Source organism: Modestobacter sp. KNN46-3 (genome assembly GCF_011039295.1).
This window is the reverse complement of sequence record NZ_JAAKGN010000056.1, coordinates 1-21302: the sequence shown is the minus strand read 5'-3', so window position 1 is coordinate 21302 and position 21302 is coordinate 1. Positions and strand designations below refer to the sequence as shown.

Annotated in this window: 19 protein-coding genes; 10 read left to right on the top strand and 9 right to left on the bottom strand. The window is 73.2% G+C overall.

The features are described from left to right. Positions 1 to 14: 14 nt before the first annotated feature. Positions 15 to 890 carry an ATP-grasp fold amidoligase family protein gene (locus G5C62_RS13485; protein WP_052091121.1) on the bottom strand — a complete coding sequence of 292 codons (876 nt, stop codon included), beginning with the start codon at positions 888 to 890 and terminating at the stop codon, positions 15 to 17. A 112-nt stretch (positions 891 to 1002) separates the two neighbouring features. Here G5C62_RS13485 and G5C62_RS13480 point away from each other — a divergent pair, with 112 nt between their 5' ends. Next, positions 1003 to 2853 (top strand): ABC transporter ATP-binding protein, encoded by a 1851-nt coding sequence (locus G5C62_RS13480; RefSeq protein ID WP_206330626.1) that lies wholly within the window; start codon positions 1003 to 1005, stop codon positions 2851 to 2853. A 98-nt stretch (positions 2854 to 2951) separates the two neighbouring features. Here G5C62_RS13480 and G5C62_RS13475 read toward each other — a convergent pair whose 3' ends face one another. The 7 genes from G5C62_RS13475 to G5C62_RS13445 all read right to left on the bottom strand — a co-directional run bounded on the left by G5C62_RS13475 (position 2952) and on the right by G5C62_RS13445 (position 10747). Continuing rightward, positions 2952 to 3950 carry a glycosyltransferase gene (locus tag G5C62_RS13475; protein WP_164701386.1) on the bottom strand — a complete coding sequence of 333 codons (999 nt, stop codon included), beginning with the start codon at positions 3948 to 3950 and terminating at the stop codon, positions 2952 to 2954. Between the two features lie 2 nt (positions 3951 to 3952). Continuing rightward, positions 3953 to 5074 carry an acyltransferase gene (locus G5C62_RS13470; RefSeq protein WP_164701385.1) on the bottom strand — a complete coding sequence of 374 codons (1122 nt, stop codon included), beginning with the start codon at positions 5072 to 5074 and terminating at the stop codon, positions 3953 to 3955. A gap of 154 nt (positions 5075 to 5228) precedes the next feature. Continuing rightward, positions 5229 to 5780, bottom strand: a complete 552-nt coding sequence (locus tag G5C62_RS13465) for a DapH/DapD/GlmU-related protein (protein WP_164701384.1) — start codon at positions 5778 to 5780, stop codon at positions 5229 to 5231. Further along, positions 5781 to 7034 (bottom strand): polysaccharide pyruvyl transferase family protein, encoded by a 1254-nt coding sequence (locus tag G5C62_RS13460; protein WP_164701383.1) that lies wholly within the window; start codon positions 7032 to 7034, stop codon positions 5781 to 5783. Beyond that, positions 7031 to 8644: a lipopolysaccharide biosynthesis protein gene (locus G5C62_RS13455; RefSeq protein ID WP_277424781.1), complete on the bottom strand. Its 1614-nt coding sequence runs from the start codon at positions 8642 to 8644 to the stop codon at positions 7031 to 7033. Before G5C62_RS13455 ends, G5C62_RS13460 begins: the two co-directional genes overlap by 4 nt. Then, entirely contained in the window at positions 8641 to 9630 is a 990-nt protein-coding gene (locus G5C62_RS13450) for a glycosyltransferase (protein WP_156119128.1), read from the bottom strand. Before G5C62_RS13450 ends, G5C62_RS13455 begins: the two co-directional genes overlap by 4 nt. A gap of 196 nt (positions 9631 to 9826) precedes the next feature. Beyond that, on the bottom strand, positions 9827 to 10747 hold the full coding sequence (locus tag G5C62_RS13445; RefSeq protein WP_036335692.1) for a hypothetical protein: 921 nt from the start codon (positions 10745 to 10747) through the stop codon (positions 9827 to 9829). A gap of 307 nt (positions 10748 to 11054) precedes the next feature. On the opposite strand from G5C62_RS13445, the gene G5C62_RS13440 reads away from it, so the two are divergent. The 7 genes from G5C62_RS13440 to G5C62_RS13410 all read left to right on the top strand — a co-directional run bounded on the left by G5C62_RS13440 (position 11055) and on the right by G5C62_RS13410 (position 17755). Next, positions 11055 to 12206: a hypothetical protein gene (locus G5C62_RS13440; protein WP_164701381.1), complete on the top strand. Its 1152-nt coding sequence runs from the start codon at positions 11055 to 11057 to the stop codon at positions 12204 to 12206. Then, positions 12203 to 12862 carry a CHAP domain-containing protein gene (locus tag G5C62_RS13435; protein WP_164701380.1) on the top strand — a complete coding sequence of 220 codons (660 nt, stop codon included), beginning with the start codon at positions 12203 to 12205 and terminating at the stop codon, positions 12860 to 12862. Before G5C62_RS13440 ends, G5C62_RS13435 begins: the two co-directional genes overlap by 4 nt. Positions 12863 to 12880: 18 nt before the next feature. Beyond that, positions 12881 to 13852, top strand: a complete 972-nt coding sequence (locus G5C62_RS13430; protein WP_164701379.1) for a glycosyltransferase family 2 protein — start codon at positions 12881 to 12883, stop codon at positions 13850 to 13852. Positions 13853 to 14006: 154 nt separating this feature from the next. Then, a complete protein-coding gene (locus G5C62_RS13425; RefSeq protein ID WP_164701378.1) occupies positions 14007 to 15128 on the top strand; it encodes a hypothetical protein in 1122 nt (373 codons plus the stop codon). A 5-nt stretch (positions 15129 to 15133) separates the two neighbouring features. Further along, the gene (locus G5C62_RS13420) at positions 15134 to 16183 is read left to right on the top strand and encodes a glycosyltransferase family 4 protein (RefSeq protein WP_164701377.1); all 1050 of its coding nucleotides are present in this window, start codon (positions 15134 to 15136) and stop codon (positions 16181 to 16183) included. Between the two features lie 349 nt (positions 16184 to 16532). Further along, positions 16533 to 17417, top strand: coding sequence for a tyrosinase family protein (locus tag G5C62_RS13415; protein WP_036335747.1), 885 nt, complete (start codon positions 16533 to 16535; stop codon positions 17415 to 17417). 14 nt (positions 17418 to 17431) lie between these two features. After that, a complete protein-coding gene (locus tag G5C62_RS13410; RefSeq protein ID WP_156119127.1) occupies positions 17432 to 17755 on the top strand; it encodes a hypothetical protein in 324 nt (107 codons plus the stop codon). Positions 17756 to 17952: 197 nt separating this feature from the next. Here G5C62_RS13410 and G5C62_RS13405 read toward each other — a convergent pair whose 3' ends face one another. Beyond that, positions 17953 to 19491: a sugar transferase gene (locus G5C62_RS13405; RefSeq protein ID WP_164701376.1), complete on the bottom strand. Its 1539-nt coding sequence runs from the start codon at positions 19489 to 19491 to the stop codon at positions 17953 to 17955. A gap of 437 nt (positions 19492 to 19928) precedes the next feature. Between G5C62_RS13405 and G5C62_RS13400 the strand changes: the two genes are divergently transcribed. Continuing rightward, positions 19929 to 20981 carry a hypothetical protein gene (locus G5C62_RS13400; protein ID WP_164701375.1) on the top strand — a complete coding sequence of 351 codons (1053 nt, stop codon included), beginning with the start codon at positions 19929 to 19931 and terminating at the stop codon, positions 20979 to 20981. A 116-nt stretch (positions 20982 to 21097) separates the two neighbouring features. Continuing rightward, positions 21098 to 21302: hypothetical protein (locus G5C62_RS13395; RefSeq protein WP_164701374.1), on the top strand; the 205-nt coding region annotated here is incomplete at its 3' end.

The window sequence follows — 21302 nt, the reverse complement described above, 5'->3', positions numbered from 1 at the left end:
GGCGGCCGCGCCGCTCAGCGCAGGGGGAGCAGCCCTCTGCGCCCGGTGACGGGGAGCTGCCACCAACTGCCCAGCAGCCGGTCCAGCTCGGGCTCGTACCGGGCCAGGCCGGCCGCGGGATAGGGGGTCAGCTCGCCGAACCACAGCACCCCGTCGTGCTCGTAGAAGTCGACCCGCATCATGTCGAAGTCCTGCGCGAGCAGGGAGGCCGCCTTCAGCATGTCCTCGAGGCGCTCGGGGCGGGGGGTGTCGGGCCCCGCGACGTAGCCACCGGTCCAGGGCATCGGCTCCCAGTCGGTGGTGTAGTACCGGGCCTTGTGCACGGCGCCGTCCTTGCTGTGCACGGCGACGGCGCGGGGCTGCCCGTCGAAGACGAACAGCTTGAGGTCGGCGGGCACCTCGCCCGGCGTGCCGATGAACTCCTCGACCAGGAGCCCGGGGCGGGCCGTGCGGTAGGCCCACTCGCCGCTGCGCCGCCAGTATGGCTCGTCCACCCAGCCGGCGACCTCGACCGCCAGCTTCTCGACGTCGGCGGGGCCACCGCTGATGATGACGCGCTGACTCGCGTGGTTCGGCTTCAGCACCCAGTTCTCGGGCAGGTCGACGTCACGCAGCTCGGCGACATCGGTGCCGAACCAGTACGTCTCCGGCGTCCGGGTGAGATCCGGCGCCAGCCGTGCCGCGTGCTCCTTCATGGCCAGCTTGTCGCAGGTCGCCCGGAGCAGGTCCCGACGGTCCCGGGTGATCCGCCACTGCACCTTGTCGTTGAAGGTCTCGAAGCCCATCACGGGAGGGAGCCGACCGTGCCGGAGGTAGAACTTCCTCGCCCGGCGCAGCTGGACAGGGACCAGCCGCTGCAGGTCGAGACGGGGGAACGGCGCCGGGGCCACGGCGCACACTTCAACAGACCCGCGACTGCGCCGCAAGGTCGCCCCCCTCGTCCCCACGCTCAGTGTGGGCCACGACGCTCCTCGTGGCCAGGCCACGACGGTAGGGTTCGCCGTGACCAAGACCCCGGCCGGGGTCGTGCACTCGAGCCCGGGAGGGCAGTTGTCACTGCCGAAGCAGTGGCCGACCCCCACCAGGGTCGTCCGGCGCTACAGGACCGCCTGGCAGCAGTTCGGCCCCTTCCTCGGCTCGTCGAAGTCGCGCATCGTGCTGATGGCGGGCGGCTCGGTGATCGCCGGCCTGGTCGAGGCCGCGCTGCTGGCGCTGGTCGCCTCCCTCGCCACCGCGCTGTCCCAGGGGCAGACGGAGGTCGACGCCATCCCCGGACCGCTCGACGTCACCGCCCCGCTCGTCGTCCTCTGCGCGGTGGGCATGGGGCTGGCCGTCTTCCGCGGCGCGCTGCAGGTGTGGCTCGCCTACGTGCCCGCCTCGATGAGCGCGTCGGTGATGGCCGCCCTCCGGCGTGACCTGTTCGAGCGGTTCACCTCGGCGTCCTGGAAGATCCAGTCGGCCGAGCGCGACGGGCACTTCCAGTCCCTGATGACCACCCAGGCGATCCAGGCCTCGGCGGCGGTCACCACCCTCTCCGAGGGCATCAGCGCCGTCCTCATGTTCTTCACGCTGCTCGCCTCCGCCTTCCTGCTCAGCGCCCCGACGGCGCTGATCCTCATCGGGGCCTCGGCGGTGCTGTTCGTGATGCTGGCCCCGCTGGCCCGCCGCCAGCGCGGCCACGCCCGGGCGCTGAGCGCGGAGAACGTCGAGTACGCCAAGGGCGTGCAGGAGATGGTGCAGCTGGCCGAGGAGACCCAGGTCTTCGGGGCCAACCGGGCCTACCGCGAGGCCGTCGAGAAGATGATCCAGGAGGTGCGCCGTCCGCTCCTGCAGACCCGCTTCCTCAACCGGGCCGTCCCGGCGCTCTACCAGAGCGTCGCGTTCTTCCTGCTGTTGCTCGCCCTCACGATCGTCCACCTGTCCGGGGCGACGGCGATCGGCGAGCTCGGCGCGGTCGTCCTCATCCTCATCCGGTCGCTGACCTTCGGGCAGCGGATCCAGGCTTCCTCCACCCGGATGAACGAGCTGATCCCCTACATGGGCCGGCTGCGCCGTGCGCTCGACCACTACGCCGGGCACACCCGGCAGGACGGCGACCACCCGCTGTCCCGCGTCGAGCGGCTCGGCATGTCCCACGTGGACTTCGCCTACGACTCCACGGCGCCCGTCCTGCACGACGTGTCCTTCGAGGCCAGCCGCGGTGAGGTCATCGGCATCGTCGGCCCGTCCGGGGCCGGGAAGTCCTCCATCGTGCAGCTGCTGCTGCGCCTGCGGCAGCCGACCAGCGGCTCCGTCACGGTCAACGGCCAGGACGCCCGCGACTTCCGGCTCAGTGACTGGCGGCAGCGCGTCTCCTACGTGCCGCAGAGCCCGCAACTGCTCTGGGGCACCGTCGCCGACAACATCCGCTTCTACCGCGACGACATCTCCGACGCGGAGGTCGAGGAGGCCGCGCGCAAGGCCTCGCTGCACGAGGAGATCCTCAGCTGGCCGAAGGGCTACCAGACGGTCATCGGGCAGCGGGCCGCGGCGATCTCCGGGGGCCAGCGCCAGCGACTGTGCCTGGCCCGCGCCCTGGCCGGGCGTCCCGACGTGCTGATCCTCGACGAGCCCACCAGTGCGCTGGACGTCAAGAGCGAGCAGGCGGTCCAGGAGTCCCTGGCGCGGATGAAGGGCGAGGTCCTGCTCTTCCTCGTCGCGCACCGGGTGTCCACGCTGTCGATCTGCGACCGGGTCATGGTGATGGGGGCCGGCCGGCTCCAGGCGATCGACGAGCCCCAGGTCCTGCTGCGCGACAACGACTTCTTCCGGGAGATCACCGCCATCTCGCAGGCCGGGCACAGCGTCATCTGACCCCGCCCGCGACCGGCACGGGTCGCGCCGGCTGGGTCAGCAGGCCGGACGAGCGCCCCGTGCGCCGTCCGGCCCCCTGAACCGCCGCGCGGCAGTGGTCAGGGCCGGGAGAGCGACGTGCCGGACTCGCCGGTCGTGCCGGGGTCGGTCTCGACCCGGACGCGCGCCGCAGCCGCGACGACCTCCGGGCAGAGCTCGTCGACCTCGACGGCGAAGCCGATCCCGCTGCTCTTCATCAGGCCCGCCAGCTGCTGCTGGTGGTCGTCGACGTGCTCGCCACGGGAACGGCGGCGGACGACGGCGATCGGCGCGATGCCCATCTCCAGCAGCCCGAGGACGCTGCCGACGCCGGCGTGGGTGATCACCACGTCCGCCTCGCGCGCGTACCGCTCGAAGTCCCGGGCGGGCAGCTCGCGGTGGACCTGACCCGGCAGCTCGACGGTCGGCTCGGTCTCCCCCAGCTGCCAGACCGTGTGGTCGTCGGCCAGCCCCAGCTCCAGGACGCGGTCGACGATCGAGTGGAACGGATAGCCGCGGAGCGTGCCGAGCGTGATGAACAGTCTCGCCCGCCCCTCGCCCTGCACCGCTCGAGGCACCATCCGGAACGCCGAGAACACGCTCGGGTGGGTGCCCCAGCGGCCTCCCGCCCAGCCCGGGTGCTGTGTCCGCAGCTGGGCGAAGCGCATCGCGGCCAGGACCCGGCCGCTGACGGAGGGGCCGTTCACCCGCGAGACGCTCTCGATGTAGAGCGTCGGGATCCCGGCCAGGTGCGCGGCAGGCAGCGCGGCCAGCGCCAACGCCGACCCCGTGCTCACCGCGGCGTCGAAGTGGTCCGACCGCAGCCGAGGCAGGATCGACCGGAACGCCCGGGCGATCTGCAGCCCCTCCCGCGGACGGATGTAGGGCACGTGCAGGACGTTCCGGCCCGCCAGGAGCGACTCGCTCTGGGCGGTGGGGAAGGTGATCCACAGCGAGTCGGCGGCGGCCCCGAGCCCCGGCGCCAGCCGGACCAGCTGGGCGAGATGACCACCGGTGGAGGCGGCCAGCACGAGCCGCCGCTCGGCGCCCGGCCGGAGCTCGGGCAGTTCCCGGGGCATCGTCATTCCCTCGTCTCGGTGGGCCGGGGCGTGAGGTCGCGCTGCGGGCTGACCGCCGCCTCCGGGTCGTTGGGGGTGGGGTCCTGCCGCACCCCGCGGGGACGGGGACCGCGGAGGAAGGCCGGTGGCGCGTACAGCCAGCGGACCCGGCTGGTGAGCCGGGCGAGACCGAACGACGCGAGGACGGTGAGGACCACCAGCGCCGTCTGCACGCCGACGTCGACCCACCGCGGCCACGCCGGGTCCAGCAGCGCGATCAGCGCGGTCGCCGAGACGATGACGTAGAGGTGCAGCAGGTACAGCTTCAGGCTGGCGGTGCCCATCGAGGTGAAGATGCCGAAGCCCGGCAGCCGGACCAGGTACCGGGTGACCAGGATGCCGACGGCCACGGCGGAGAGCTGCCCGACGAGCACCACCAGCGGGACCCAGCGGAAGCCCAGGACGATCAGCGCGGTGGACACGACCAGGGCGGCGAACGCGATCCCGAGGTGGACCGCCCGCGCCCGCTCGACGAGGTCCCGGATCTCCCGGGAGAACACCGCGCCCAGCACGAAGAAGAAGAACAGTGCGCCGACCCGGTTCCAGCCGATGTTGTGGGCGTCGACCAGGCCGCTGGTGAAGAGGGTGGAGACCAGACCCGAGCCGGCCAGCTGTGCCCAGACCGGTGCACGGGCGATCAGCCAGCGGCCGAGGGTGAACAGGAAGAGGGCGTAGAGGAACCAGTAGCTGCTGCTCGGCCAGAACAGGATGAGCGGCAGCGCCAGCGGATCGGTCGCGGGGATCTCACCGAGCTCGCCGTTGAGCCCGGGGACGACGAAGTAGAAGACGGTCCGGATGACCGACCACAGGACGTAGAGGTACAGCAGCGGCAGGAGCCGGCGCTTCCACAGGGCACGGAACTTCGTGGCCCCGTGCCGGCCGGCGAAGATCCCGGCGATGAGGAAGAACGCCGGCATCGGGAAGAGCTCGAAGACGGCCTTGGCCCGGCCGAGCACCGCGTCGACGTCAGCGGTCTTCAGGTACAGGGTCACGTGGTAGGCGATGACCATGAAGATGGCCAGGCCCTTGACGGGCTCGAGCCACGCGAACCGCCCCGTCGTCGGGGCTGTGCTGTGGGCGCTCATCGAGGATCCGTTCTTCCTACGGCCCGGTCCGTCGCCCGACCGTGTCCGGTCATGTGATCCCGCGGTGACCCGTTGGTCATCCGCGCGGACCCTAACAGCCGGTACACCGACGACGAGGGGATCGTGATCATCGGACGGCTGACCCGGGACAGGTTCACTCGAACGGGGACGGCGTCGGCTCCGCCCCGGACGCTGCCGGCTCGGGACCCGAGGCACCCAGGCGCCGGATCAGCCGTGCCGGCACCCCACCGTAGACGCCGTCGGGCTGGGTGTCGGCGCTGACCAGGGTGCCGGCGGCGATGACGCAGCCCTCACCGATGGTCACCCCGCCCAGGACGGTGACGCCGGCGCCGAGCCAGGCGCCGGCCCCGATCGTGATCGGGGCGCTGACCGGTGCCCCGGCGCGCTGCTCCCGCGGGCCGATCTCGTGGGAGGTGGGCAGCAGGCTGACCCCGGGGCCGAGGTGGACCCGGTCGCCGATGACGACGCGGGCGTTGGCCCCGATCGTGGCGTTGACGTTGACGAACGCGCCCCGGCCGATCTCCAGGTGGTCGACGCCGCCCACGAAGCGGATCCACGGGTAGACCCGGGCGCTGCCGTGCACCCGGACGCCCAGCGCGCGGAGCAGGCGCGCCCTGGTGCGCGGCGCCCAGATCGGGCTGGCGGCCACCGTGCTGGCCAACGCGCTCCGCAGCCTGCCGGCCATCTATGCCTGCCCGGTGGGGGCGGAGGCCAGCAGGTCGGCCGTGTTGCGCTGCGCCATCGTCACGACGCCCGGGAGCGCCTGCCGGATGGACTGCCGGGCTGCCGAGTCCGCGGGGAGGACCTGGTCGACCACGTCGATCACGACCGCCGAGAAGCCCGGGACCGCGTCGATGCGCAGCTCCGGCGTCCCGAACAGCTGCATGAGGCCCTCGACCTTGCCCTGGGACGCCAGGGTGATCGCCGGCACGCCGTGCAGCAGCGACATCACCGCCAGGTGCATGCGCCCGGTCACCGCGATGCTCGCCCGCGCGGTCAGCCCGCGGACCTGCGCCGGGCTCAGGATCGACGGCACGCCGCTGACCTCGGGGAGCTCGCCCACCCGCGCCATCAGCGCGGCGCAGGCCTCCATGTCGCCGCTCTGCGCCCGGTCGACGTGCGGCAGGACCAGCACGTGCAGGCCCCGCTGCAGCAGCGCCTCCACGACGCGGACGTACTCCTCGGTCTGGTCCACCCTGGCGGCCAGCAGCCCGCTGACGTTGACCAGCGCGACCGGCCGGGTGACGCGCTGCAGCAGCTCGTCGGCCGCGGAACCGTCCACGCTCCGGGCGGCGAAGACGACGTCCGCGACCTCCTCGACCGGGGTGATCCCGTCCCGGCGGGCCCGATCGGCGGAGATGGGGTCGCGGAGCAGCAGGCGCACCCCGTCCCGGGCCGCGGCAGCCAGCGACCGCCGAGCCGCGACCCGGGCGCGGTCGCTCCAGCTGAACCCGATGACCCGGGTCTCGACCCCGGCGAGAGCGGCCGCCCGGGCGAGGTTCGACCGGCGCACCGACGCCGGCAGCGAGTACCGGCCGTCCATCACGTCCGCGCCCAGGACGGACAGCTGGGCCGCACCCGCGAGAGCCCGGCCGAACGACGCCACCGATGCCCGGTGGTCGGCTCCGGTCCCGTACACCAGGTGCGGGATCTCCAGCACCTCCACGCGCTGCCGGAACTCCTCGGGCAGCTCCACCGACGCGCGGTCGGGCACGACCAGGGTCACCGGGCCGGCGGTGTTCTCCAGCACCGCCTCGAGCATCGCCTGGTCCCCGACGTTGCCGCCGCCGGGCGCGGCGAGGAGCAGGTGCCTGCTCCGGTCGCGCGGCTCGGCGCGCACCCGGGACCGGACGATCCGGCGGTCGACGAGGCTGGGCAGCCCCGATGCCACCACCGCCCGTCGCCAGATCCGGTGCGCGCGCTCGATGGCCTTGGTCATGCGTCCATACCCGCCTTCGGGGTCGTGATCGGGTCAGTGGCAGCCGCACCGGTGAGGCTGAGGGTGGTCGGGTCGGCGGTCCGGCCGGTGGGTGCGTCGGCATCGCCCGGGGACCGGGTGGCCGGACGGCCGGAGCCGCGCCGGAGGGACCTGCGCATCCCCGCGATGCCGCGCAGGTCGCGCCGGAACGTCGGCCAGACGAGCGCGGTGAGGCCGGTCGAACCGAGGACGGCGAGGACCCCGACGACCAGGCGCAGCGCATGCGCGTCGTCCGGCAGCGCCATCGTGGACAGGAAGGACAGCGCCGAGGCGGTGCTGAAGACGAGCCCGGTGCGGAGCCCGTTGCCGAACATCCGCCCGGCAGGGGCGTCGGAGACGCGCGCGATCCACAGCAGCGCCACCGGCCAGGACAGGGCCACCCCGATCGCGTAGCCCACCGCCACGCCCTGCAGCCCCCAGGCGGAGCCGACCACGATGATGACCGCGAGCACGGGCCTGGTCACCAACGCGTAGACGAACTGCGAGCGCGTCAGCCCCTTGGCCAGGAAGACCCAGGAGATGGCGTAGGTGGCGGCCTGGAAGAACCCGGCGACGAGCAGCACCCGGAAGATCGGCACCGCCTCCGTCCACTGGGACCCGAGCATCACGAACACCACGGACTCGGCCTGCGCGAACAGCACGGCGAACAGACCGCCGATCAGGGTGAGCAGCGCGACCTGGCCGAAGCTGATGAACTCGGCGAACCGCTTCCGGTCGTCCTGCAGCCGGGAGAGGACCGGCAGGGCCACGCGGGTCGCCGGTGCCTGGACCTGCAGCAACGGCATCATGACCAGCTGGAAGGCGCGGTTGTAGAGCCCGACGGGCGCCGCACCGAAGCGCGCACCCAGCACGAGGGTGTCCATGTTCCGGCCCAGGTAGTTGAGCAGGTGGGAGCCGAGCAGCGGCATGCCGTACCCGATGAAGGGCCGGACCGACGCGCTCCGGTCCACCCAGCCCGGCAGCCACCGGTTGGTGGCGACCAGGAACACCTGCGCGACCAGCCCCTGGGTGAGCTGCTGGGCGACCAGGGCCCAGTAGCCGGCCCCGAGGACGGCGAGCACGATGCCGACGACCACCCCGGCGACCTGCCCGCCGATCTCGGAGAGAGCCAGCTTGCCGAATCGCAGGTGCCGGGTGTGCATCGCCCGGTACTGGGTGGACACCCCGTTCAGCAGGAACGTGGCGGACATGACGACGGCGACGAGCGTGAGCCGGTCGTCGTCGAAGGCCATCGCGATCAACGGCGACGCGGCGCAGACGAGCACGGCCAGGACCGCGCCCATGCCGGTGTTGAGCCAGAACAGGTTGTCGCGCTGCCCGTCGGAGAGCGTCTTGGCCTGGACGGCGGCCGAGGAGAGCCCGAAGTCCCGGAACAGCTCACCGAAGCCGACGATCAGGGCCACGATCGCGATGAGCCCGTAGTCCTCGGGGTCGAGCAGCCGGGCGAGGACGGCGATGCCCACCAGCTGGACGAGCACGCGGATCCCCTGGCCGCCCAGGGTGACGGCAGCACCCCGGGAGGCTCGTGCGCCGAGCCCCGGGCCCTCCCCCGCTCGTGGCTCCGCGTTCACCCTCGCCCGCTGAGCACTCGGGCCCGGCGGTAGGCGTCGCGGTGGCGGAGCCCGATCCGCTCCCAGTCGCGGTCGTCGAGCCGCGGCTCCCCGTCCTGGCCGGTCGCCGTGGCGGCGATCGCCGCCTCGAGCACCTGGGGGGTCAGCTCACCGGTGTACTGCAGGATCCACTCCGAGCCAACCTCCTCCGACAGCGCCGCGTTGGTCGGCGACTCCGGTACGAGGACCGGCCGACCGAGGGACAGCGCCGCGAAGAGGGACCCGGAGTTGTGCATGCTCCCGCGGTAGGGCAGGACCACCAGCTGCGATCGGCGGATCTCGTCGACCAGCTCCTGGTCGCTCACGAGCCGGAGCAGGGTGTCGATGCGCGGGTCGCCCTCGCACGCCTCCTGCACCAACTCGGCCTGGCCGGGGTGCGGGTTGCCCACGATCCGCAACCGGAGGTCGGCCCGGTCGATGCCCCGGAAGGCGTCGATGAGGACGTCGACGCCCTTGTACGGCCGGATGATGCCGAAGTAGAGGACCCGCCCCGGCTCCGCCTCGGGCTGCGGGTACTGGGCGAAGGGCTGCCGGTAGTGGCCGTGCGGGATCGTCACCGTCTCGCGTCCGGCGGTGACCGGACTGGCCGGGTTCAGCCGGATCACCAGGTCGACGTGCCGGTAGAACCGGTCCAGCGACCGGTGGTCGGCTCGACTGCCCTGCTCGTGCGGACTGAGGTTGTGCGCCGTCCACACCAGCGGGATCCGCCGCAGCCGCAGCCGGAGGAGCAGCAGCTCCAGCAGCCGGCGCTTCACGAAGCGCAGCCACGGCCGCCGGCTGTCGCGGATGAGCAGCTCCGGCCAGTGCACGTGCAGCACGTCGTACCGGCCGAACAGCCCCGTCTGCCAGTCGAAGAAGCGGATGTCCACGTCCGGGGCGGCGCCCTGGACCATCTGGTCGGCGTACTGCGTGGTGCCGTCCGGCTCGCGCAGGGAGTGCAGCACCACCAGGCGCTGCTCGGGGTCGGTCCCAGCGGCCGCCGGACGCAGGGGCCGGCGGCCGGTCACGGCCGGCAGTGCCCGTCGCCAGGCACTCCAGCGTGCGGCCCGACGCACATCGCTCCTCGCGCGGTCATGGGTGTCGCCGCCCACGGGACAGCGGACGGGGCCTCGGTGCAACGGACATGGGGCAGTGGGCTCCCGCTCACAGCCAGGAGGAGAAGGTGGCGGCCATGTCGGAGTGCGTCCAACCCGGCACGGTGTGCCCCTGCTCGTGGTACTGGACCCGCACGTCGGCCGCGACCGGCTTCGCGAGAGCTGCCAGCGCGAGGCCGTGCTTCTCCGGCGGCACGACCGGGTCCACGAGGGAGACCACGGTCTTCACCCGCTTGCCCGCCCATGCGCTCTGCGGCAGGCGGGCGGGGTTCGTCGCCGCGACGAGCGCCGGGTCGTTCCCGTAGACCGGACCGATCCGCCCGGGGTCCCGGGCGTAGAGGTCCTCCATGTCGTAGGTCGCGTTCGCGAGGTAGATCCCGCGCATCCCGCGGACCATGTCCTTCGCGTAGGCGTAGGTCATCAGCGAGCCACCGCCGGAGTTCGCGCGGGCGAAGGCGACGCCGATGTTGAACACGCCGCTCATGTACTTGTCCCAGTTCACCTGGTGGGTGAGGGCGGCCTGCGTGGTCCACGTGCTGCCACCGAAGTTCGGGCAGACACAGACCGCACCCCGGTCGACCATCAGCATGCCGGGGTAGGCGTAGGCGCCGTCGAGGGCGGTGTGCGTGCTGCCGTTCGAGTGGTACATCCAGGCCACCGCGCCGGGCTTCGGCGCCTTCGGCGGGGTCGCCCACGGCACGTAGAGCCGGGCCCGGTCCTTGCCCCACACGACGTCGATGACCTCGAACTTCTTCTTCCCGATCCGGGTGGTCCGGGTGTCGGTCCGGGACACCTCACCCGGCAGCTTCGGGATGGGGGTGTAGACCGGGGCCGCCTGGGCGGGCCGAGCCGCGACGGCCACGCCGGCGAGCCCGGCAGCGGCACCCAGCAGGACGGTGCGGCGACTGGCCAGGGGCGAGCGGACGGCGGACAGGTCGGACGCGGGGACGTCCGGGCGGACTCGGGACACGGGCTAGGCCCTCCATGAGAACCGGGACGGGTGGTCGGCACCGAGCCGCAGGACCGCAACAGGTGTACCGGAAAACTAGCCTCCACCGAACGCAGATGCCAGGGAAGACCTGTGGCCGATCCCGTCCGGGTGTCACCCGATCGGGGGATGACGCCGCGACAGCGCACGCACCGTAGACCCCGTCCCCGTCCACCGGTGACCGACAGAGGCAGGCGTGGCCGGGTCGGCACGTACCCTGGACCGAAGGCGACTTCCCTGGCCCAGGGCCCGCCGTGACACCGTCGCACGCACCGCCCGGAGGAGGAGCATGGCCTCGATCGCCGTCCTGGACCCAGCTCCCGGGGCCCGGGTGCGGGGCACGGTCGTGGTGCGGATCGAGGTGCGCGGCGGCAGCAGGGTGGGCGATGTCACGGTCGCCATCGGCGATCCGGAGTTCGGGACCCGGCCGGCCGAACGGGTCGGCGACCGGACGTACGCCGTCCGCTGGGACACCACGCGCAAGCTGGTCGACCCCGAGGTGCCGGCACCGGCCGATGCACTGTTCTGGATCACCGCCTCGGCGGTCGTGGACGGCATCCGGGTGGAGGCGCCCTACATCGCCGTCGTCACCGCCAACGACCGGGACGCCGTGCGTGCGGAGTCCGCCGGCGGATGGCGGGAGGAGCTCGCCTGGGCCGCGGACTACAGCGGTTCGACCGAGCAGTGGCTGGCCAGCAACACCGCGGTCGTCGGGGCCGAGTACGCCTCCGTCGAGCCCGATCCGGTGCTCGGGCCGGCGCGGCGGGCGGTCCGGGTCTCCGTGCCCGACAGCGCGCGGGGCGACCGCGACCAGCCCACGTCGGGCACCGTGCGGTTCCAGTCCTCCAGCCGGTCCAACATCCGCGAGGGCGACGAGTTCTGCGTCGGCTTCGCCTTCCTGCCCCCCGACGACTTCCCCTCCGTCCACCCCCGGGACGGCGTGCTCCGCCCCGGCGGCGAGGCGTCCGGCTACATCGCGGTCTTCCAGTTCTACGGGCCGCCGTACGAGCAGGGCTCCCCGTTCGTGCTGCACACCGAGCGCCGCACGCCCGACGACCCGGTCGACGAGTTCAGCGTGCGGGGCAACGAGCTGAACCCCGGCGACCCGGTCCCCTTCCTCTCGCTGCCCTACCGCCGCGGGCAGTGGACCGACGTGGTGTTCCGGGTCCGGGCGTCGTCGTCCATCGCGTCCGGCTGGGTGGAGTGCCACCTCAACCAGGGCGAGTCGACGGCGGTCCGTCCGATGCAGCTCGCCGACGGCCGGCTCCGGGTCCCCCGGGTGCTCCTCCGGCCGGACTCCGAGGCCCACCGGACCGACATGCAGCTCTACCGCGTGGCCGGCCGCTTCGACCGGGTGACCCTCTGGCACACCGGCCACAAGATCGCCCGCACGGTCGAGGAAGCGGACCCGGGCTCCTACCGGAACGGGGCGTCGGCGTGATCGACCCGCACGGCCCGTCCCTGCGCGGCGACCAGCCGACCGGCCCCGACGGCCGGGACGCCCCGGCCCCCGGTCGGCGGCCGGTCAGCCGTCGCACGTTCCTGCTCGGGGGCGGCGCCGTCCTCGCCGGTGGCGCGGCCGTCGTGGCGGGGCTGGCCCGGTCGGGGCAGCCCGACGTCCCGCCGGTGACGGCGCCGCCCCCGGAGACGCCGGCGCCGTCCGAGCTGGTTCCCGGCTCCCTGGACGCGGTGCTGGCCGAGGCCGACCGGACCGCCGGGCGCCGGCTTCTCGGCAGCCCGTGGCGCGCCTGGTTCGGTGAGACGTCGGAGCCGTGGAGCGCCGTCTACGTCACCTGGTTGCTGCGCGAGAACGGGGTGCAACGGACGGCCGACCCCGTGACCCTCTACGCGGAGCTGCAGCGCGATGGCCGGGTGGGCTCGGACCCGGAGCCCGGGGCGCTGGTCTTCTACTCCCGGGGGGAGGTCAACCGCCCGCACCACGTGGGGCTGGTGACCTCGGTGACCCGCGGTGTGCCGCAGACGGTCGAGGGCGACCACCCGTTCTCGCTGCCCTACCCCGAGCGCTTCGTGCGCCGGTACGCCCGCCCCTGGGAGGAGCAGGCGCTGATCAGCTACGGCTACCCTGCCTACGCCTGACCGCCTCCTGGAGGAAACGTGCTGATCAGCGTCGTGCTGCCCGTCTACAACGACGCCGCCCACCTCGCCGACGCGATCGACCGGGTGCTGGGCCAGGAGGGGGTCGACGTCGAGCTGGTGCTCGTCGACGACGGCTCCACCGACGGCTCGCGGGCGATCGCCCAGGCCGCGGCCGACCGGGACGACCGGATCCGGTTCGTCCCCCTGCCGGAGAACGGCGGGGTCGCGCGTGCTCGGGAGCGCGGGGTGCAGGAGGCGACCGCGGACTGGATCTGGTTCGTGGACTCCGACGACGGCTGGCCGCCCGACGCCGCCGCCCAGCTGCTGGCTGCCGCCGCGGCGTTCCCGGGCACGGACGTGGTCGTGGCCGGTGCTCTCGCCACCTTCGAGTCCGGCAAGGCACCCACCAGCAAGGAGCCGCCGGCCGGCCCACCCGTCCCGGGCCACGAGGCGTTCAGCCTCTTCCTGACCGGCCGGATCACCGGGCACCTGTGGAACAAGCTGTTCCGCCGGGAGCTGCTGGGCAGCATCGACTTCACCCCCGCCCGGGTGCAGTCCGACCTCGCCATGGTCGCCCAGGCGGTGGCCGGGGCCCGCTGGGTGGGCTTCCTGCCGGTGACCGTCTACGAGTACCGGGTGCGCAGCGCCTCGATCATCACCACCCGGTCCCGGCGCGTGGAGTCCCTCGAGCTCATCGCCGCCGCCGTCGAGGGCGCCGCCCGGCGGATGGACCCGACGGCGATCGGGACGGCCGAGTACCGCTACTTCGTGACCCGCTACCTCACCCTCTCCGGGCTCAAGGACGCCGTCCTCGGCTCCTACAGCCCCGCGGAGAGCGCCCAGCACGTGCGCCGGCTGCGCCGTCGGCTGGGGGTACGGGAACTGGTGCTCCTGGCCCGCCGGCGGGACGCCAAGCGCCTGGCGCTGGCGGTCTCGGCGAAGGCGTCCCTCCCCGCCTACCGCCGGCTGCTGGCCGTCGCCGACCGGTGAGCAGCCCAGCCGGGGCGCACGGTGCGTTACCGTTCGACGGCTCCGTGGGCCACCGGACCTGCGCCCCCCAGGGCGCCGTCGAGGCCACTGCGGACCTGCGTGTCCTGAGGTGCCGACGACGCCACCGCCGCCACCGTCACCGAAAGGCGCCCGCATGACGAAGGTCTTCGCGATCGGCCGCGGCCAGTACGAGAACGTGGGGGACATCATCCTGCGCCGGCAGCTCCTCGACTGGGTGCGTCCGGTGGGCGAGCTGCACGTCTACGTGGGGGCCTCCCCTGCCGGCTACGACGAGGGCCTCGGGCTCCGGCCGGGCGACCACGTCTACCGGTCACTGCGGGCCTGGTACCGGGTCGCCCTGACCTCGGCCGGGCGGGGCCGGGCCGCCTACGTCTTCAAGCCCGGGGAGATCCAGCTGACCCTCGTGGGCATGAAGGAGCACCTCTCCCTGCTGCCCCTGCTGCTGACGCTGAAGCTGCGGGGCGGCGCCGCCGTCCGGGCCGGGGTCGGCACGCGCAACTACGCAGCCGTGCCCCGCGCCCTGATGCGCCCGTCCATCGCCCTGTCGGACCGGACCCTGTGGCGTGACGACGCGACCGGCCGCTACATGGGCACCGGCGCGGTCATGCCGGACCTCGCCTTCGGCGAGGGGGCCGACGACGCCGCCGTCGCGCGGTTCGCCTCCCCCGCCGCCGAGCGCAACGCGCTCGTGGTGTCGATGCGCGGCGAGGACCCGGCCCGCCCCTACCCGAGTCAGGCCTGGCTGGACGGCGTCCGGGCGTACGCCGCGGCGCACGACCTGGAGATCTGGGCGGTCACCCAGGTGTGGACCGACGAAGAGCGCACCCAGCGACTGGCGGCGGACCTGGGCGGCCAGACGCTCGGCTGGGACGGCCCCACCGGTCACGACGAGCAGGAGCGCCGGCTGCGGGAGCTGTACTCCCGCACCGCGATCGCACTGTCGGACCGGCTGCACGTGGTCATCGCCGCGTTCACCGAGGGCGCGGTGCCGGTCGGATCACCGGTCGGGGACTCCGACAAGGTGGACCGGCACTTCACCACCATCGGCATCCCGGGGGTGACCGTGTCGGCGGCCACCGACTCCGCCGACGAGCTGGTGGCCCGGCTGGAGACCCTCGCCGGACGGCGGGCCGAGATGTTCGGCGCCCTCCTGGAGGCGCGCCGGCGGCTGCGCGGGCACCGCGACGACATCCAGCAGGTGCTGTCCGGGCGCTCCCCATCGGCCCCGGCCACCACCGAGCCGGTCGCGGGCTGATCGCGGTGACGACCCGGCCGACCGTGCACCACCTGGGCCGCGTGGGGGACATCCCGGGTGGGATGACGCAGGTCATGAACGGCTACCTGGCGTGGCCCTTCCCGCGGGTGGACGTCGCGGTGATCACCTCCCGGGGGGACCCGCACGACCTGCGGGCCGCCCTGGTGAAGGGCACCGGTGCGCTGGGCAGGGTGCTGCGGCTGCCCCGGCGGTCCTCGGTCGTGGTGGCGCACCTGTCCGAGCGCGGGTCCTTCGTCCGCGAGGGCGCGCTGATGCGGGTGGCACACCGCCGCGGGATCGCCGCGGTGGCGCACCTGCACGGCAGCTCGTTCGCCGCCTTCGCCGCCGCGCACCCGCGGCTCACCGGGTGGGCGCTGCGTGGCGCCGACCGGGTGATCAGCCTGTCGGCCGAGTCCTCGGAGGTGGCGGCCCGCTTCGTGCCGGCCGAGCGGGTGGTGCTGATCCCGAACGCGATCCCCTCCAGCGCGCCCGTGGCGAAGGAGGACCTGGTGGTCTTCGGCGGCGTCGTGTCGCACCGCAAGGGCATCGACGTGCTGCAGGAGGCGTGGGCCCGGATCGACGCCCCGGGCTGGGAGCTCGTCGTGGCCGGCCCCGTCCAGGACGCCGCGCTCGTGCGTGCGGACGTCGAGGGGCTCACGATGGCCGGTTCGCTGGCGCACGAGGAGCTCATGGCGCTGCTGGACCGGTCCCGCATCGCGGTGCTCCCGTCCCGGGACGAGGCGATGCCGATGTTCATCCTGGAGGCGATGGCCCGCGGCAACTGCGTGGTCTCCACCGACGTGGGGGGCATCGCCGCGGTCCTGGGGGACGAGCACGGCATCGTCGTCCCGCCCGGGGACGTGGAGGCCTTCCGGGCCGCCCTGCAGTCGGTGCTCAGCGACCCGGAGCGCCGGTCCCGGTTGGCCGAGTCGGCCCTGCAGGCCTTCGAGGAGCGCTTCAGCGCCGACGCGGTGTTCCCGCGGGTCGAGGACCTGTGGCTCGCCGCGCTCGCCGACCGCCGTCGCCCCACCTCCGGCGCCCCGCGGGCCGACTGAGCCTGTCGGTCACCGGACAGTCACCGTACGAGCAGCGGCCGCTCCGACATGCACTGAATGAGTCACCGAATGCACGCGATGAGTGACATTCGGAAATGCTCATCGTGACCCCCTGATCACGGGGAGAAGTGGCAGCTCGCTCGTTCCATATCCGCGCGAGATGTGGCTATGGTGTCGACGAGATTACGAGTGATCGACCTTCGAGTTCGCGCCTTCCAGGTGCGGATTCCCGACGGTTCGATTACCTCTGTCGTACGTCACCAACTGTTCTCGAAGGGTCGGACATGCTGGAACGAGGCCCTGCGGCACCGATAGCCCCCCCGTCGCGCCGGGAAGGGGTGTGCTCCTGATGACCGGGACGAGACGGAACATCCTGAGCCTGTCCTCGACCGAGGTGCAGCGGCTGACCTCGGCCTTCAACGTGCTCAAGGCCAACGGCACCTACGACCAGTTCATCCGGAACCACGTCGCCGCGATGAACGTCGCGACCCCCCCGGGCTCCACGCGCAACGCCGCCCATCGCGCACCCGCCTTCCTCCCCTGGCACCGGGCGACCCTGCTCGACATCGAGAACGCCCTGCAGGCCGTCGACCCGTCGATCGAGGGCATGCCCTACTGGCGGTGGCAGAACGACACGGCCCTCAACGGTGGCGACCCGCGACGCTCGCCCTTGTGGACCGCGGGGGGCATCGGCGGCGACGGCGACCCGGCCCGAGGCAACCGGGTGCTCAACGGGCCGTTCGCGCACTGGGTGGCGCTCATCGTCAACAACAGCACCGGCGCCCTCGTCCCGCGCTCCACGCCCGGCCTGATCCGGCTCCTTGGTCGCGACCCCCGCGGGTCGAGCAGCCTGCCGACCCCGGCACAGGTCACCGACGCAATCGACCGCTACACCACCTACGACAGGTCCCCCTGGGACGCCAGCGTGGCGACCTTCCGCAACCGGATGGAGGGCTGGTCCGGAGGCCCCCGCATGCACAACCTGGTGCACCGGTGGGTGGGCGGCGACATGCTCGCCGGCACCTCGCCGAACGACCCGGTCTTCTGGCTGACCCACGCGAACGTGGACCGGCTCTGGTGGGTCTGGCAGGGGATGCGGGGCGTGAACAACTACCAGCCCACCTCCGGCGGTCCCACCGGGCACAACCTCAACGACTCGATGCAGGGCCTGGTCGTCCCGCGGACCCCGGCTGACGTCCTCGACATCAACCGGCTCGACTACAACTACGTCTAGGAGGACCGAGGCACATGGATCGCAGACGTTTCGTGATCGGGGCCTCCGTGGCCGTGGCCGGCACCGCGGTGGCCGTGACCGGCACCCCTCCGTTCGGCGACGTGCCCAGTGCGGCCGCGGCCGGGGAAGAGCGCTTCACGTCCCGGGGGCGCGCGGTGGCCATCCAGAAGATCGGCAACAGCGCGCACGCCGTCATCAACGGTCGGCACGGTGTGCACATCGAGCGGATGCTCGACGGGTACGCGACCCACCTGCTCCCCTTCGGTACCTACAAGTCACCGCGGAAGCTCGTCGAGGCCGTCATCCAGGCCGAGGACGCCGGGCTGCTGATCATCTGACGCGTCCGAGACGGACGGCAGGACGGAGGCGGGGCGCTGGCAGACCAGCGCCCCGCCTCCGTCGTGTCGGGCCGTCACCGGGCGTGAGGGGTGCGCGTCAGGGGTGCACGGCCCACTGACACCGGCGCCGGAACGACGTCGGGGTGGGCCCGGGGCTGCATGCGCAGCCCAGGCCCACCCCGGTCGGCGGCGGTCGGTCAGTAGGCGCCGGAGCCGCGGAAGACCGCACCCACGGTCTTCCACAGGATCATGAAGTCGAAGGCCAAGGACCAGTTCTCCACGTACCGGACGTCGATGCGCACCGAGTCGTCCCAGGAGAGGTCGGAGCGGCCACTGACCTGCCACAGCCCGGTGATCCCGGGCTTGACCAGGAAGCGGCGGTGCATGTCGAAGCCGTAGCGCTCGACCTCGGTGGGCAGCGGCGGGCGCGGCCCGACCAGCGACATCTCACCGCGCAGCACGTTCAGCAGCTGCGGCAGCTCGTCGAGGGAGTAGCGGCGCAGCACCCGGCCGATCGGGGTGACCCGCGGGTCGCCCTTCATCTTGAACAGGACGCCGTTGCCGTCGCTCTGCTCGGCCAGGTCGGGCACCATCCGGTCGGCGCCGGCGACCATGGTGCGGAACTTCAGCATCCCGAAGGTCTGCCCGTCCCGGCCGACGCGCTCCTGCCGGTAGAACACCCCGCCACGGCTGGTGAGCCCGACGGCCAGGGCCAGGGCGGCGAGCACCGGCAGGATGAGCAGGATCCCCACCGTCGCGGCCGTGCGGTCGAAGGACTCCTTGGTGAGCCGGCGGACGCCACGCAGCTCGGGCCGCTCCATGTGCAGCAGCGGCAGCCCGCACACCGGGCGGATGCGCACGCGGGGGCCGGCGATCTCGGTGACCGCAGGAGCCAGCAGCAGCTCGGCGCGGGTCTTCTCCAGGTCCCAGCCCAGCCGGCGCAGCGCCGGACCGTCCAGCTCCGGAGAGGGCAGCACCGCGACGGTGTCGACCTCGTAGGCGTGGACGACGTCGACCACCTCGTCGAGGGTGCCCAGCACCGGCAGCCCGTCGAAGGCCTCCGGGGACTCCCCCTGCGGGCCGGCCGGGAGGCAGCAGCCGATCACCCGGTAGCCGTGGTAGGCCTCACGGTCGATCTGCGCGTGCAGCGCGGTGACCCCGCTGCGGTGACCGACGAGGATCGCCGTCTGCAGGAAGCGCCCCTCGGCGCGACGGCGGTGCACCCACTGCCGCTGCAGGTAACGCTGCAGCAGCGAGAGACCGGTGGCCAGCGGCAGGGCGACCACGATGAAGCCCCGGGCGATCTCGAGCTTGAAGGCCCAGGAGACGGTGCCGACCAGGGCGAGCAGCAGGACGGCGGCGGAGAAGACCCGGCGGAACTCCTCCGGGCCCACCCACAGGAAGCGCTCCTCGTAGCTGCGGCTGACGAGCATGAGGGTCACCCACGCCACGGGGAGGATCGTGGCCATCCAGACCGACGCCTGCTGGCCCGCGGACATCCCCTCGGGGCCGAAGCGGGTCAGGTAACCGACGGTGGCGGCGGCGCTGGCCGCTGCCGCGTCCCCGAAGGCGATGCGACGCACGTACTGGGCACGCCAGGCCCGGCGGGCCACGGTGCCCTCACCGCGCAGCCAGGAGCGTGCGAACGTGCGGCGCCGCGGCTCCTGCGCCCGGTGCTTGGACGCCGTGCCCCGTCGAGGACGGACGGCGTTGTTCCGCTCGTCGATCATGCTCATGCAGTACACCCCCGGGAGGTCGGCGCCACGGGAAGCGCACCTCGTAGCCATGTTTGGACGGACCGACGACTGCTCTGTCCGACCGGCCAGGGTGAAGGTAACGAAGTCGTAGCAATAGCGGCACCCCGAGAGAATGGAAGTTCTACGGGTCTTGGTGTAGCAACCATTTCCGAGCACACGCAGTCAGTCGGCCAATACTGACTGCAAGGACACACGCGGCATTTCCCGATACCCGATCCATCTGGTAGCGGGTGAATTGAGTCACTGCGGGCGGGCTGTCGGGCACCTCGGGCGCAGACGCTCCGAGCCGCTGGCGTCGACACCACCCCGCCCAGCGTGTCGATGCGGACACGCCGTAGTCGTCTAGGCACAGGCTGCCACGACAACTACCTTGCTGCCGTCGGCTCGTGCCGGCGCGCGAGGGGGGAACGCAGGACGTGCAGACCGATCGACCAGACCCGGAGACCTCCGGCCGGCACCGCCGGCTCCAGGTGCCACCGGCGCCCCCCGAGACCGGCCGGCACCGGGTGGTCACCGCACCGCCGCCCCAGGCGGCCGAGCCCACGCTGCCGATCCCGGAGCCGCTGCGGTCGGTGCGCCGTCGGCACGCGGCGGACGAGGCGCCGAGCTCGCACCCCGATGCCCGCCGCCGGCGCAGCCGGACACCGCAGCGGGTCCTCGCCGGCGCCACCCTGTTGCTGATCACCGCGACGCCGGTGCTCGCCCGGTCCACCACCGCACTCGGCATGCACGACGCGGTCGCCGCCGAGATCGCCGCCCACCCCGACCAGGCCGACGACACACTGGCGGCGCTCACCGCCGGCGGCGTCCTGGCCGGCGCGGCCTCGCCCAGCCCGGCCGTGGTGCCGCCCGCTCCCGACGACCCCGGCGCGCGGGCAGCAGAGCCCGACGGCACGGCCCCAGCCCCGGCGAACGCCGCGGCCACCCGGCCCGGTGCTGCCGCGCCAGGCCCCGACAGCGCCGACCGACCGGCCCCTGGTCCGACCACCACCAGCAGCGCGTCCGCCGGCTCGCCCACCGGGAACGGGGAGCCGACGCCGCCTGGCACCCGCCCGGTGACACCCGTGCCGACCGGCGCCAAGCCGACCGACGCGAAGCCGACCGACGCGAGGCCGACCGGCACGGAGCCGACCGACGCGAGGCCGACCGGCACGGAGCCGACCGGCACGAAGCCGACCGGGGCGACGCCGGCGGACGACAGCACGCCCGCGACGAGCAGCCAGCCGGCTCCGGAGACCACCGACGCCCCGTCGACCGACGAGCCGCCCGTCCAGTCCTTCCTGACCCAGGACGCACCGCCACCGAGCCCCACCCCGCCGTCCACCGGTGCGCCGGGAGCGACGGTCGCGCCGCAGCCCTCGGAGCCGGCACCGACCGCGACGACCCCGCCGCCTCCGGCAACAGCAGAGGCGTCGGCCGGCACCGTCGCCGCGCTCATCGAGCGGGTGGGCACCCTCGTCGGTCCCTGAGCCGGGGCCGCGGCGGACCACCCGCCTCAGCGGCGGGCAGCGGCCGCTCCCTCCGACGGGGCACCCCGGTCGTCGCGGGCCTCAACCGAGCCGTCCAGGACGCCGACACCCCCGTCATGCCGATCGCCGCCACCCCGGTCGCCGACGAGGCCCCGTCACCGCCGGGCCTCCACGCCGCCGCCGTCTCCCTGCTGCCCACCCGGGCCACGTTGCTCGACCGCATCACCGAGCAGACGGCCGCCTCGGACGTCGCCCCCGCGGCGCTGGTGCTCGTCGGACTGCTCCGCCGGGACACCGGCTGGCCCCTGCCCGGCGACCAGC

Coding starts and splice junctions, on each gene's coding strand:
- G5C62_RS13475 (WP_164701386.1), bottom strand. CDS start 3,950: ATGCCCCGGGAACTGCCCGAGCTCCGGCCGGGCGCCGAGCGGCGGCTC.
- G5C62_RS13470 (WP_164701385.1), bottom strand. CDS start 5,074: ATGAGCGCCCACAGCACAGCCCCGACGACGGGGCGGTTCGCGTGGCTC.
- G5C62_RS13465 (WP_164701384.1), bottom strand. CDS start 5,780: ATGGCCGGCAGGCTGCGGAGCGCGTTGGCCAGCACGGTGGCCGCCAGC.
- G5C62_RS13460 (WP_164701383.1), bottom strand. CDS start 7,034: ATGACCAAGGCCATCGAGCGCGCGCACCGGATCTGGCGACGGGCGGTG.
- G5C62_RS13440 (WP_164701381.1), top strand. CDS start 11,055: ATGGCCTCGATCGCCGTCCTGGACCCAGCTCCCGGGGCCCGGGTGCGG.
- G5C62_RS13425 (WP_164701378.1), top strand. CDS start 14,007: ATGACGAAGGTCTTCGCGATCGGCCGCGGCCAGTACGAGAACGTGGGG.
- G5C62_RS13415 (WP_036335747.1), top strand. CDS start 16,533: ATGACCGGGACGAGACGGAACATCCTGAGCCTGTCCTCGACCGAGGTG.
- G5C62_RS13410 (WP_156119127.1), top strand. CDS start 17,432: ATGGATCGCAGACGTTTCGTGATCGGGGCCTCCGTGGCCGTGGCCGGC.
- G5C62_RS13405 (WP_164701376.1), bottom strand. CDS start 19,491: ATGAGCATGATCGACGAGCGGAACAACGCCGTCCGTCCTCGACGGGGC.